Origin of the sequence: Neobacillus sp. YIM B06451 (assembly GCF_032667185.1) — a bacterium.
Taxonomy (GTDB): Bacteria; Bacillota; Bacilli; order Bacillales; family Cytobacillaceae; genus Bacillus_D.
In genome coordinates this window covers 77,874-91,549 of sequence record NZ_JAVFKJ010000002.1, presented here as the reverse complement: position 1 = coordinate 91,549, position 13,676 = coordinate 77,874, and the positions used below count along the sequence as shown (strand labels likewise).

The window sequence follows — 13,676 nt, the reverse complement described above, 5'->3', positions numbered from 1 at the left end:
TTCTATTCAATAAGTGGAAGCACGGTCTTATGGGCTTTCTCTTTCATGATTAGTACGCCGCAGCTGGACAATTTCAATGCAATACCCAATAGAATGGAGGGGGAATAGTGTACAAATACATCATTCGACGAATTCTTATATTTATCCCGATGCTCATCGCCCTTACCATGATTGTATTTGGACTGATAAAGGCCGCGCCAGGTGATCCGCTTACAGGCAGATTAATGAATCCTGACATTGACCCGGAAGTGTTTGAAAGGCAAAGGGAAGCTTTGGGTTTAAATGATCCAATACCGGTTCAATATTTCAATTGGTTAACAAACGTCGCTCAGGGGGATTTTGGAGAGTCGTTTATTTACAGAGGGCGCGATGTATCGACATTAATCGGGGATCGACTCGCGAATACGTTTTACCTCGGTATTTTTACTCTTTTTATTACAATTATCGTTTCAATACCGATTGGCATCTATTCTGCGCGGAATCCATATTCGCCATTTGACTATGCTGCGACCACCTTTGGATTTTTTGGCCTGGCCGTTCCGAATTTCTTCTTTGGGCTAGTGGCTATTTATCTGTTTTCTATAAAACTCGGCTGGCTTCCTTCACATGGATCGGTTTCACAGCCTGGCTTGGAGGGATTCGAGTTATTCAAAGATAAACTGAGCCATTTAATTTTGCCAGGATTAACGCTTGGGTTGGCTGGAACTGCTTCATATATGCGCTTTATGCGTTCTGAAGTACTTGATGTTTTATCAAGTGATTATATTCGAACAGCAAGAGCAAAGGGAATGACCGAACAAAATGTCCTATATAAACATACTCTCCGCAATGCTTTAATCCCAATCATAACCCTTCTAGGCTTTGAAATTGGGGCTTTATTAAGCGGGGCTGTTATTACTGAGGGAGTATTTCAATACCAGGGTATAGGTACTTTATTTATTAATTCAATTGGAAACCGTGATTACCCGGTTATTATGGCTATTAATCTCCTGCTTGGGTGTACAATTTTAGTAGGGAATTTATTGGCCGATATTTTTTATAGTATTGTAGATCCACGAATCCGCTACGATTGAGGTGATAACGTTGCAACCGAATACTGAGGAAACTTTGGAAACTCCCTTAACCGATGTACCGAAAACAGTGGAATCAGGTAAAAGCCCTTTTAAAATTGCATTGCGGCGTTTTATGAAAAATAAGCTTGCCGTAGCAGGGGTGATTATCCTTTTTCTAATCGTAGTGGCCGTATCTGCAGCACCACTTTTAACCGACCATAGCCCAACAAAATCGAATTTATTATTGATTGAAAGACCGCCAAGTGCCGACCATCCATTAGGGAATGATAGTTCCGGCCGTGATATTTTATCCCGTTTATTATATGGTGGCCGAATCTCTCTTATTGTTGGATTTAGTGCGATGATTTTTACACTTATTATTGGTGTAACGTTAGGATCGATTGCGGGATACTATGGCGGTAAAATAGATGCTATCATCATGCGATTTACAGACATGATGCTAATGTTGCCGTTCCTTGTTCTATGTTTAACCATTGTTGCACTGCTTGAAAAGGTGACAATCGGGATATTTGTTACAATCATTGCTCTCACGGCATGGCCGAATCTAACGAGGATTATTCGGGGAACCTTCCTTTCTCTAAGGGAACAGGAATTTGTGCTTGGAGCGAGGGCAATCGGTGCCAGCGATATGAGAATCATTTTAAGGCACTTTATCCCTAATGCGATTGGGCCAATTGTGGTAAATGCAACGTTAATGATGGCGACTTACATTATTATTGAATCAGGCCTTAGCTTTATTGGCTTTGGGATCCCCCAGCCAACACCTACTTGGGGGAACATGATTTCCGAAGCACAAAGCTTACGTATTTTACGAAATAGCCCAGGTGCATGGATACCGCCCGGTTTGTTAATTCTATTAACGGTATTATGCATTAATTTTATTGGTGATGGGCTCCGCGATGCTCTTGACCCGAAAAGTAATAAGAGATAACAAAAAGATGGTGCGGTGATGCACCATCTTTTTCTGTTCATGGTATTAAAATGAAATGGTATACCGGGACGGGTGCTGGTGCTTCCAGGTACTAAAAGAAAGGCCCCTTGCTTCCCCGATTAGCTAGCGCTTCACTTTGGTTTCAGATTCTGTAAAGCGATGAATCAGTGGATCCGTTCCCCGGTTCATATAGGCGGAGCTTCATTCATATGATGATATGAGGGGGGTGAGGGGATGAGTGTGCATGTTGTGAGGGCTGGCGAGAGGTTGTGGCAGATTTCGAAGCAGTATGGGGTTTCGATTGAGTCGATTGTTCGAGTAAATGGGTTGGCGTCTGCGTCGGTGATTGTGCCGGGGCTTGCTCTTTATATTCCGGACGATGGCCTTGCGTCCCGGGTTTATCGGGTTAAGGCGGGGGATGCTCTTTGGAAAATTGCGCAGCGCTTCCGGACGACGATTTCATCGATTGCTGGGGCGAATCCCGGCCTTGATATTCATCGGCTTCGGATTGGCCAGGTTCTTGTTGTCCCCTCCCCGATCAAGTTGGCGATGCGGACGGTGGGATTCCTAGTTCCTTCTGGAACCACAGCGGATCTGAGTGTCATCGATTCGCTGGCCAATCAATTAACGTATGTGGCGGTAGTGAATTACTCGTTTACGGCGGCGGGTTATGCGTTTGCCGAAAGAGACGACTCCGCGATTGTTGCAAGGTGCAAACAATTAAATATTGCCCCGTTATTGATGATCCGGAATGTGACGTCGAGCGGTTTCAGTGCGGAGTTGGTAGGAAGTGTACTTGCAAACCCAACGTATCGGCAACATTTAGCGGCGAGTATTGCCAATTTGGCAGCTACCCGCGGGTTCAGGGGTGTCAGCCTTGATTTGGAGTTTATTCCACCGGCAAGGCGAAATGATTTTTCCTTGTTCCTGCGGGATTTGAAGCTGCGATTGGGGAATCTACTTTTACATGTGAATGTACATGCCAAGACCGAGGATTTGCCAACGAATCGGATTGTCGGGGCGTATGACTATGCGGCGATTGGGGCCATTGCCGATGTAATGGCGGTAATGACGATTGATTATGGATATCCGGGCGGCCCGCCAGACCCAATTTCTCCAATCAATTGGGTGGAGCAGGTGGTCAAGTATGCCGTTTCGTTAGTGACTCCGCGGAAACTGATGATGGCGATGGCGCTATATGGCTACGACAAGGTGGTGTCGACAAATGCGGCGAAGGGGTTGTCGGTCCTGGCTGCGCAAAACCACGCGATATCATTGGGGAGGCCGATCCAATTTGATTCGACCGCCCAATCACCGTGGTACCGGTATTGGAGCGGGACGGATGAGCATATTGTCTGGTTCGAAGACATTCGCAGCTTTATTAAAAAAACCCAACTTATCGACCAATATAACCTCATGGGGACAACCTACTGGCAAATCAGCCTTCCAGCTCCGCAAAATTGGGCGTACGTTTCCAGCGAAATTGTTGTTGTGAAGCAGAGGTGAGAAGGCGTTACTTAAGGCGGAATGGAGTGAACGGCGGATTCGGCGGTTCTCATGGTCTTTGAGTTTTCGCGGATGGGGGGAGCGTTCTGAACGGGTTTCTTCGATTGATATATTTGGGGACAGGGGCACTTGCGCTATGCGTTTTGCGTGGGTGTTTTTTTGTGGTGGCGGCACGGTGCGTTGGCCCCTTTTTCCAAAAAAGAAAGTAACAGAATGAACTTTTTGTGAAGTTGCCATGAATTCGTAAAAATTTTGGTTTTGTTCTATACAAATAATAATTTGTGCTTTTAAAGAAATTGTGTCGGGTTTTGAAAGTGTGGCGGGGGTTGGATTTCTTGTTTATTTGGTTTTTTGCATGATTGAGGTAATAGTATACAGATATAATGGATTTTTAGCAATAGTTGGTTGTTAATATGTGTAAAGACTTTTTGGTTGGACAACCTAATTAAAGGAAAATAAGGAAGAAATGGGATTTACTTGTTAATTTTTTTCGCCCATAATAAGGGGAAGGAGGGGGGCATGTCGGCTATCCTTCTGTTCCATAAAGGAAGCGATGACTTTACATGCTGAGGCAGATTGCATCTTTGAACGATGAACTGTAAGACTCCGATCCACAGACACCAGGCGCAGGTTTCCATCATCCATACTAGACATCATGAAACGGCATCATCGTTCCTTTTCCTTTTTGGATAGTGGGGCAATGCGTGGAATCATGATGTTTTTTGCTTTTACAAGAAAATGTACGGATGTGAGGGAGTGGTGTTTTAGGTGCAATTGGTAGTTGTGGATAGAACAAAACCCCGGGAGTGTGTCCTGGAAGACGGTCCCGGGGAGTTGCGCTGTTGGGTATACCAACTATTAGTTAGTATACCCCTTTTGGAAAATAATGCAACAAAAAGGGGGATTTAAAATAGTTATTTGGTCGAGGTATATGATTAATGAGAGTACTGTTGGGCTTCGCGAAGGGTTTTATGGAGACGGGGATAGAGGGACTTGTGTGATTCATGGGGAAGAGCAGTTGATGGTCGGCCAGCCGCCACGGGATATTATTGAGTCAACGTTGGTTAGCTTGGGATTTTGCCGGGATGGGGCGATTTCTGGGTCGAGGCAGCTGTTGGGGAAGGGTTGCAAAATGCTGCCGCTGACGATTAATGCGCCGCTTGGGATTTTCCTGCTTCCAACGAGGGCGTATGACCGGCCTGATTGTTTCTGGCTGTCGCTGATGCATATTCAGGAGACCGAGCGGCTGAATAAAGATGGGACACGGGTTTTTACGAGTTTTGGCCATAAGATTGATTTGGAGATTAAGCAGAGCTTGTTTATTAGGAAAATGGATAAGGCGCGTCGGCTCAGGGAGCTGGTCACCCGGAACGCGCAGCAGTCCTTCTGTTTCTCGCGTGAGCAGAAGCAGGGGTTAACGATTGTGGAGAAAAAAGGGGAGTATCGGATGGAGGAGTAAGAGAAAGGCGGAGCTCGCGTAGGTCAATTACTTCTGTTTGAGGACGATTTTCTTCCTATTAATATATTTTTCGAGGCATCATGGGGTTGCTCGTTCACATATCCCACCTGATGGATGTTAGATTTGCGCCTCTGTTATGGCCGTTTCCGTGGTTATAACAGGGGTGTTTTTTTCTTGATGTTATTGGGTTAATTGTAAAATTAAGGTTGAATAGTATTGGCGAAAATGGTAGAAATAAAACTATAATTAAAATTTTCTAAATATTTGGAGGCTGGCATGGATAAATTCATAAATAAAGTTCCTGGATTCAGAACTGGGGTCATTTGGAAAAGGATTGTTGCTTGTGTTGGGTATCCCATCATGGTCCTTTTTAGTGGCATGTTTATTATTTTTACAGGAGATGGAACGCTCTCAACGAGTAAACAAGATGTATATATCAATTATTTAAGTGGGTTTGTCCTGACCCTTTTTATTTTTGTCATACCTTTTATTCTTTTGACCAATTTAGGTGGGATCCATAGAAAGCTGCCATTATTACGAAGTTCTAGTCGGGTCCATAAATTAATCGGCATTCCTATCTATTTATCATTTTGGGTTACTGCCTTTACCTTAACACTTGGGCAAGTGGATGCCTTTCATACCGATGACTATAAGAAAAAGTATGAAGAAAAAACCAAGCTTGAAGCGGTCAAAAAAGAAGGAGAGAAGAAATAGCAACTAGCGGATGATGATGAAGTTCAATCGGAGTGAAGACCTGCTTGGATAATTTATTGAGAGGAAATGAAATCATGAAAAAGAAGTTACTTATTTTTTTATTAGGCTTTGTGTTACTATTCTCGCTTTCCACTCCAACGTTGGGGGCATCGAAACTTTCAAAAGCACAGCTCGAAGCTAAAGTGACGCAGGTGACAAAACAAGTAAAGTCATTAACCGATCAAGTAAAGTCTTTAAACAGCCAGATAAAAACGTTAACCGACAAGGGAAAAGCGAAGGACAAAGAAATCGCTGGTTTAAAATCAAGCAATTCAGCAAAAGACAAAACAATATCGAGCCAGAAAACGCAGCTTGGCAAAAAGGACAATGAGGTTAAATCATTAAAGGTTAAAGTCGATAACCAGCAAAAAGATTTAGAGGAAGCGAGTACTACCATAGATAATCAAAAAGATTTGATCAAACAACTGCAGGATGAACTTAAAAAAACACAGCTTAAAAATGCTAAAGTGGTTTACACTGACTATGACACGAAGAATATGTCGGATAGTAGCGGCCAAATGAAGTGGTATGAATTTAAAACGAAATATGCCACTTTATATTTTACTGAACAATCCTACACAAAATACTCTTACCTCGTTGATATTTCGGATGATCTCCTGAAAGATGCCGCTTCTTACTATGGATTCAGCAATACAACAAACATTTCAGCATTTATTGTATACAATGAGCCAATCATCATGATTAGGAATGGCCCGGGTGAATACCAAAGCCAGACCAAAACGGTTATGGTATACGGCTCAATGGCTTACCCTAATTCGTATGGGCCCTATGATGAATCGGTTCCTGTCATTTATGCCCATGAAATGGCCCATGCATTTGATGATGCATCAATACGATTGGCTTATAGCGTCAGCCCGGGTACGAAAATACGATGGTTATCAGAGGGCATGGCGACTTATGTTAGCCGATATCTGATCGAATATCCTAAATATGCGATTCCAGAAGAACATATACCACTACTTAATAATGATTTTAAATTCAGGATAAGCGAAGCAATTAAGGAAGGGGCTTCTAATTTGGGTTCGTTGGATTCCATTCCAGACGATAGCCATAGACACTATGGAATCTATGAATCTCTTATCCATTACGTGGAAACGGCATATGGCCATCAAAAGCTTTTGAATTTCATGCAGGAATTGAAGTCCAAAGATATGAATTCCGCCATGCAAACCATTTTTGGAGTAAGTGAGGAACAATTCATGCTAGGTTGGAAAAAATACTATAATCTTTAGTCGCTTTTTGTTCCTTATCAATCAAATAGTTTTTTAGATAATAAAAATTTCTTGGAAGTATGGGTTTCTAGAAAAAGGTGGTGGCCGGGCGATTTGGGGCGGCGGCAGCGGGCATCGGTGATAATTGGGGAAATTTTTAAGAGAATTTAATAAAGATAAACAAAAATCCCTCGTAGCCGGGGGATTTTTGAGCTTTTTCTTGAGTATTGAATCCAGTGTTTTGTGAGGAAATCGGTAGAATTTTTTTGTATCACCAAAAAATAAATAAAATTCTTGGCAATTTCTGTGGTAAAATTTTCTCGCATGACAAATTTTATCTAAAAGGGGAATATTTGTGGTTGATGCACTAATCCTGCGGTATCTTTTGCCAGGGGAAATGATTATTGAATCCTATACTGAAGGTTTTGATTATCCTAATAAATCGTTTATAGGTAAACAAGTATTATATTTAACGAGTCAAGGAAGGTTCCTGGCTGTTGATAGCGGAGGACTATTTGGCTCTGAGCGTTTAATTGAGTATAATGGTTCTCTTTTAAAAATAGGCACAGATTTTCAAGCTAACTACATCGTCTTATTTAATCATAGTGTCCACCCACTAACCTTCAATTTAACTGTTTCTTTCGAAGGCTTTAGAAAGTTGTTAAAAAGTTGCAAAAGGGATATGTTCCATTTTACACAAAAAAATTGTTGTTTATTTCAAAAAGAAGGTGTTTATCACAGCGGTACATTCACTTTTGAAAAAGATAAAGCAAGTTTTGTTTGCCATGACTTAATGTTTGAAATTTCTTATTCTAAAATAAGGGATTTACAATATAATGAGGGCAATTTTTTACTTCAAATCACTGGGTATTTTGAGGATAACTACAATAATGATTCATTTTACGGGCTCCACAAGGTGGGTTTATTCGTTTTTGATGATGAAATTGTTAGGAAATTGTGGGAAGCGAAAAGGCAATTTGAATCAATTTCAACGATACTTTCCGAAGATGCTTTAGTCACATTAGTAAATGCCAAGTCAAAGGGTGATCAGTTTAGAGGACTATTGGTTTATGAAGATAATCATTATAGGCTGGTGAAAGAAGATACGCTGGAGACCGTTTATAAAGTTTCAGAGAGTACCCATTTGTATTTTGATGCCGAGGAATTACGCTTATTGATTGTGGAAAATGACATAATCTTTTATCTTACTTTGGAACAAAATTCACCTTTATTAAGCAGTATTAAAAAGGACAGTGAAAAATTCTATTCAACTATAGGAGTCGCCACAGGGACCTTTAACGATAGACAATATAATGAAAAGGCTGTAGGTTTGTTTGTTGGAAAGGACATGGCTACCTATTCCCTTTTCTTTGAGAGCTCGATGGAATATTTGGATCGTGTTGCTTTTTCAGAAACGATTGCTTGGCAAGTGGAGGACCTGCATTTTTTATGTAGGGAAGACGGCATCTTCCTATTTTCCGAATTGAATTATAGTCTTGAACTGAAAAATATATTTCATGAATGCAAAAACGCGAATGAAAAAGATGTGTTCGGTTTTTTAGGGAATGGAATGCCCTTCATCTTAAAAATTCAGAGTGACAGATTTGTTTTAGTTCACGGCAAGGATCAATTTACTGATTTGGTATTCGAAGAAATAAAAAGTATTTCCATAGCTGAACAGTTTGAGGATTCTATTTTTACAAAGGTAAAAATAGAGATAGACGATGCAGAAAGGATCATCTTTGTTCCAGAAGACAAAATTCAAGAATTAATTTATACCTCTTTCTTAGCAAAAAAGGCAAAGTTGGCAATGTCGACGCCTGCCTCGGTTTTATTTTCGAGTTGGAGCAGGCAAGTAAACGATTACTTCCTTTATCACTATATCGGACAACTGTTTGTCATTAAGTCGGCAATCGAAGAAATTGAGAGAGAGTCCACTTATAAAGAAATAAATAATATTAAAGTTGTAAATCTGCTCTATTATGGCCTGCAAACCCAAAAGCAAATTATGGATTCAGTGTCCATCTACATTCCTTCAATGCTTGAGGAGGAACAAAGTACCTTTTTCAAACGGGAAGGAGTATCGCATAGTGCTGAACCGTATGCTCACCTAAGAAGGCAGCTAATGGGGATTAGTGTGCAAATTCAGCGGCATATCAATGAAACGCAAGCAAACCTGAATGCCATTTCCTTTGCCATTATACCTAAAAGAGATCTGGAAAATTTAAACCGTGATAAGCTCATTAGGAATGGATTAATGGCTGGCGGAGTAGGTTTATTGGCGGGCCCTATTGGGTTGATAATGGGTGCTCACGCATATTTTAGTTATAGAGATAACGAAAAAATGGATAAGCTTCGTAAGGAAAATGAAGATATTAAAATTGATTTTTATTTAAACAAAGCGTTGGATTCCTTTTATCACTTATTAGAGAATATGCTTCCCTATTATATTTCCGAAGTAAACGGGAAAATGTTTCAGTCCTTCGGGGAAATTGCTGGCTTACATAAGCCACTCCTGGACAAAATTAGCTTGAAGGAAGCTTTGCTTACAAGGCTTGCCGGATTATACACTTTCAGGCAGTTGCCGATTGATCATACTGTTTTAACGAAAAAGGAAGAGTTAATGAGGGAAATCCACACTTCTCTTTCTGCATCCGATTCTCTCATTAAACATTTCCGCAGTGAACTGGGAACCAATGAGGATAAAACACACCTTGTGGAAGAGTTATTTAGAAAAGAACTTGCAACACAATCAGTTGAAAATTAATTCGGAGGAATCTATATGTATAATAACCCATTCCGCCCAAATGGTTGGACCCAATCGGATCCGTTCCTAGATATGGACCATAACAACATCCCGGATCAAAATGATCTTGGATTGGATTTGGACAATAATCATATTCCCGACCAGCATGATTTATTTTTTGATATAAATAACAATGGAATTCCGGACCGCTTTGACCACTCACTTGATATGGATCAAAATCATATCCCAGACCATATCGATTCAGCTTTTGATATGGACCACGATGGGATTCCAGACAGGATTGATGGATTTGTGGACTTAGATGGCAATGGTATTCATGATGGAGGAGTTTTTTAAAGAAAAGCGCAGGAACGATGTCATTTAATCCATTCAGGGACCACAACCACTTATCGATCACCCGGAGTGGGCAGACTCAATTTGGCCTGCGAGCTAAACAAATAAGTAGAAAAGCACCTGCTAATTATGATGCAGGTGCGTTTTACATTGTGGGATTGCGGTGGAGCGGAGTGAAACAGGAGACAGATTTAGTGCTGCAGTCTTTGATAGGGGAGTAATGGTTATCTTGTATTGGCGCAAGACAAAATGTTCTTATTTCCAATATTCCGAAGTGGGAAGTGTAGTGGCCCAAATTGTAGGGCATTCAACATCCCGTTTGCCTAGGCGCAGGCAGGGAAAAGCACTATTGTAAGTGGAAACCTTTACGGGATTGGCGTGACCGGGAATATAGCCGCGAATTTGCTTACCCGGGATAGCCCTTGATTATCGCCATTGGAAAATGGTAAACACGGAGTAGAGCTAGAATGAATTGAGTTTGATATGATTGGACGTGTGGGAGGATGGCTTTTTCACTCCGCCATCATGGCTTTTTTTTTAGAGTGGGCAGGGGCAGGTGATGTCCATCCATCTTTCTCCCTGCCAGTATTTAGGTATTAACGTTTGGAGGTGTTCGTATGCTGGGTGCGATTGAAGCTGGGGGAACGAAATTTGTTTGCGCGGTTGGCGACGAAAATGGGGTGATTGCTGAACGAATTCAACTACCGACGACAACCCCTGCGGAAACCATGCCCCAAGTGCTTGAGTTTTTTAAAAAGTATGATGTACAGGCAATAGGGATCGGGTCATTCGGCCCTATCGATGTTACGCGGGAGAGTCCGAGCTATGGATGCATAACGTCTACTCCGAAGACAGCATGGAAGGACTATCCTTTTGTAAAAACAATGGCTGATGCTTTTGGAATTCCAATTGGCTTCAATACCGATGTAAATGTTGCGGCGCTTGGTGAAGCAACCCTCGGAGCGGCAAAAGGTTTGGACAGCTGCCTGTATATTACGGTCGGAACAGGCATTGGCGCTGGCGCGGTAGTCCACGGAAAGCTTCTTCAAGGTCTTTCACATCCTGAAATGGGCCATCTGTATGTGAGAAAAAGCCCTGATGATTCATATGCTGGGAATTGTCCGTACCATCAGGACTGCCTTGAAGGCTTGGCGGCTGGTCCCGCGATTGAGGAGCGCTGGCAAGAAAAAGGCGTGAATCTCGTTGACCGTGAAGAGGTTTGGGACCTTGAGGGGTACTATCTTGCGCAGGCCCTTTATACGTATATTCTCACTTTGTCTCCGAAGAAAATCATTCTTGGCGGAGGCGTGATGAAGCAAAAAGCAGTTTTTGCTTCTATTTATAAGTACTTGCCGGAGCTTATGCAAGGGTATGTTGCCATGCCGGAGCTTTCGGATTATATTGTCAGCCCCGGCCTCGGAGACAATGCTGGAATAACAGGAGCCCTCATCCTCGCAAAGCAAGCATTGGAGGGAAAGTGAGGCAGTGAAGCAGTGGATCCGTCCACTGCTTCAATTCATTTCATCTCCAATATTTTCTTTATTCAATTTTACTATTATAATAGACGTAAGTATACATATGTAGAGAACAGACAGATAAATCAGAGTTTTTCGTTCGGGGGGGGCTAGCATGCTTAGGAAACTGGCAAGGGTTGCTATTGTAGTTGTGGTTTTGGTTGCGGCATGCTTAAGTTTTACCGGAGGGAAAGTAAAGGCTGCCTCGAAACCGGTGGAATATATGGGCGTTCGGGTCGTTCCCCATACGCCTCTTGAGCAGAAGCTTGCTCTGAATCTACTGGCTGGGAATACCAAGTTTTCATTAACCGAATTCAAGGAAATAAAGGATATGGCGTACCTCGGCGACCGCGTGAATAAGGTAATTGCGCAGAACCCGTTGATCCTCGGAGTTATTAACTTCGGCTACCAATACACTTCCAAGACAAAGGTAATGACTGTGCAATATACCGAAAATGCAACGAGGATGAAGAAAAAGCAGCAGGCCATTATCGGCCAATCGAAAAAAATTTTAAATGCGTTGATTAAGCCGAATATGACGGACAGGCAGAAGTTCAAGGCCATTTATGACTATTTGGATGCGAACGCGCAGTACGATTTTGAGGCTTTTAATGAGGGAAGCACCACGATGCGGGATACCGACCCGAAATTTTGGACGGCGTACAACCCATACGGGGTGCTCGTTGAGAAGAATGGAGTTTGCCAAAGTTATTCTGGAAGCTTTCTGCTGTTGAGCACGATGCTTGGGTTGAATTCGGTTGTTGTGACGGGGACGATGGATGGTGGCGCACACAGCTGGAACAAGGTGAAGTTGAATGGGCAATGGGTCCACATCGACCCGACGAGCAACGGGAAGAACAACGGAATTCCTTACATGCTTTATGAAGCGAACGATGCATTTGCGAAATCGATGGGGTACGAGGAAGATAAACTCTATTGGACAGACAAGGAGATTAGCATGTTCACCTCGACGGGTAAGTTAAATGATTACTATGTTCAAAACAAGCTCGTCGCTGGGAACTTGAAAGAGTTGAAGGAGAAGATTGCGGAAGCAAAGGACCGGAACTCGAATTTCGCATACATACGTACGGAACAAAAGTTTTCGCCAACCCAGGTTTTTGCCGTGCTGAGGGAAGTGACACTCCTAAGCAAAGTAAGCATGACAACATCCAGGAATGGGAATTATATGGCGCTGAGTTTGAAGTGAAGCGGGGGAGTGCCCTTTGCTTCACTTTTTGTTTGGGTAGGGGGAGACTGCTGACTAATTTTCCGAAAAGGAGCATGGCTTGATTAAGCCAAACACGACGTTCTTTCTTAAGATTTAGAACTATTAAGCCAATAATAATGCCTAATCGGAACAGAATAATGCCAAATAAGGCAATAATAATGCCGAATCCGAACCGATTAAAGCCAACCAGCCCAATAATAATGCCGAACTGGGCCATAATAATGCCAAATGGGCAACTATTTTTGCCTACTCTATATAGAAGATTAAAAAATTCCGAGTACTTGCTCAATTCGCACAAAATGAAGGTAGAAATCCGCCAGATACATTATTAAATCTGCTAGGCCACCATTCCGCCGAACTGAGATGTGGGCACACCTTTCTCATGGCATAGGCCAATTTTTCCAAAAAGGGAATTAGCCGTCTTGAAGGTTCTTTTCTAGGATGACTTTGTGGCGGGCGTTTTTGTCGGTGTAGGTTTCGACGATGTTAAAGCCGCTTTTGATGTTGAGGATTAGCATGCCGTGCCATTTGTTCATGGTTTTGGTTTGGACGGATGTGTAGCCGTTCTGTTTGAGATAGTTGTGTTGCTGGTGCATGAGGGTTGATGCGATTCCGTGGTTCCTGTATGCGGGGTGGACGCCGCCCAGCCAGCTGTAAAATTTGGTTTGATCGAGTTCGTAGCCGATTTTGTAGCCAACGACCTTTTGTCCGTCGAGTGCGAGGTTGAATAATAGTTTCGGCTTGCCGTCCATTTTGGCCAGCAGGTTATCATTTCCACCGAAGATGGAGTTGTGCAGGCGTTGGATGGCGTCCATTATTTCAGGGCTTGGGATGTTTTCGGTTGTGATATAGGTGAGGTCCAAGGTTGTTCTCCCTCCAA

Annotated in this window: 11 protein-coding genes; 10 read left to right on the top strand and 1 reads right to left on the bottom strand. The window is 42.5% G+C overall.

The genetic code is table 11. The annotated features are described in order from the left end of the window. Positions 1 to 107 precede the first annotated feature (107 nt). The 10 genes from RB160_RS05005 to RB160_RS04960 all read left to right on the top strand — a co-directional run bounded on the left by RB160_RS05005 (position 108) and on the right by RB160_RS04960 (position 12,775). On the top strand, positions 108 to 1,073 hold the full coding sequence (locus RB160_RS05005; RefSeq protein WP_316569136.1) for an ABC transporter permease: 966 nt from the start codon (positions 108 to 110) through the stop codon (positions 1,071 to 1,073). Positions 1,074 to 1,185: 112 nt separating this feature from the next. Beyond that, a complete protein-coding gene (gene opp4C, locus RB160_RS05000) occupies positions 1,186 to 2,004 on the top strand; it encodes an oligopeptide ABC transporter permease (RefSeq protein ID WP_396954672.1) in 819 nt (272 codons plus the stop codon). A gap of 234 nt (positions 2,005 to 2,238) precedes the next feature. Then, the gene (locus RB160_RS04995; protein ID WP_316569135.1) at positions 2,239 to 3,510 is read left to right on the top strand and encodes a LysM peptidoglycan-binding domain-containing protein; all 1,272 of its coding nucleotides are present in this window, start codon (positions 2,239 to 2,241) and stop codon (positions 3,508 to 3,510) included. A gap of 931 nt (positions 3,511 to 4,441) precedes the next feature. Then, on the top strand, positions 4,442 to 4,969 hold the full coding sequence (locus tag RB160_RS04990) for a competence protein ComK (RefSeq protein ID WP_316569134.1): 528 nt from the start codon (positions 4,442 to 4,444) through the stop codon (positions 4,967 to 4,969). Positions 4,970 to 5,245: 276 nt separating this feature from the next. After that, entirely contained in the window at positions 5,246 to 5,683 is a 438-nt protein-coding gene (locus RB160_RS04985) for a hypothetical protein (RefSeq protein WP_316569133.1), read from the top strand. Positions 5,684 to 5,757: 74 nt separating this feature from the next. Next, positions 5,758 to 6,975 carry a coiled-coil domain-containing protein gene (locus tag RB160_RS04980; protein ID WP_316569132.1) on the top strand — a complete coding sequence of 406 codons (1,218 nt, stop codon included), beginning with the start codon at positions 5,758 to 5,760 and terminating at the stop codon, positions 6,973 to 6,975. Between the two features lie 334 nt (positions 6,976 to 7,309). Next, on the top strand, positions 7,310 to 9,721 hold the full coding sequence (locus RB160_RS04975; protein WP_316569131.1) for a hypothetical protein: 2,412 nt from the start codon (positions 7,310 to 7,312) through the stop codon (positions 9,719 to 9,721). 15 nt (positions 9,722 to 9,736) lie between these two features. Beyond that, positions 9,737 to 10,057: a hypothetical protein gene (locus RB160_RS04970; RefSeq protein ID WP_316569130.1), complete on the top strand. Its 321-nt coding sequence runs from the start codon at positions 9,737 to 9,739 to the stop codon at positions 10,055 to 10,057. Positions 10,058 to 10,671: 614 nt separating this feature from the next. After that, complete coding sequence (locus RB160_RS04965; RefSeq protein ID WP_316569129.1) at positions 10,672 to 11,535, top strand: ROK family protein; 864 nt, start codon at positions 10,672 to 10,674, stop codon at positions 11,533 to 11,535. A 148-nt stretch (positions 11,536 to 11,683) separates the two neighbouring features. After that, the gene (locus RB160_RS04960; protein WP_316569128.1) at positions 11,684 to 12,775 is read left to right on the top strand and encodes a transglutaminase domain-containing protein; all 1,092 of its coding nucleotides are present in this window, start codon (positions 11,684 to 11,686) and stop codon (positions 12,773 to 12,775) included. A gap of 434 nt (positions 12,776 to 13,209) precedes the next feature. Here the strand turns inward: RB160_RS04960 and RB160_RS04955 are convergent, their stop codons facing one another. After that, positions 13,210 to 13,659, bottom strand: coding sequence for a GNAT family N-acetyltransferase (locus tag RB160_RS04955; RefSeq protein ID WP_316569127.1), 450 nt, complete (start codon positions 13,657 to 13,659; stop codon positions 13,210 to 13,212). Positions 13,660 to 13,676 lie beyond the last annotated feature (17 nt).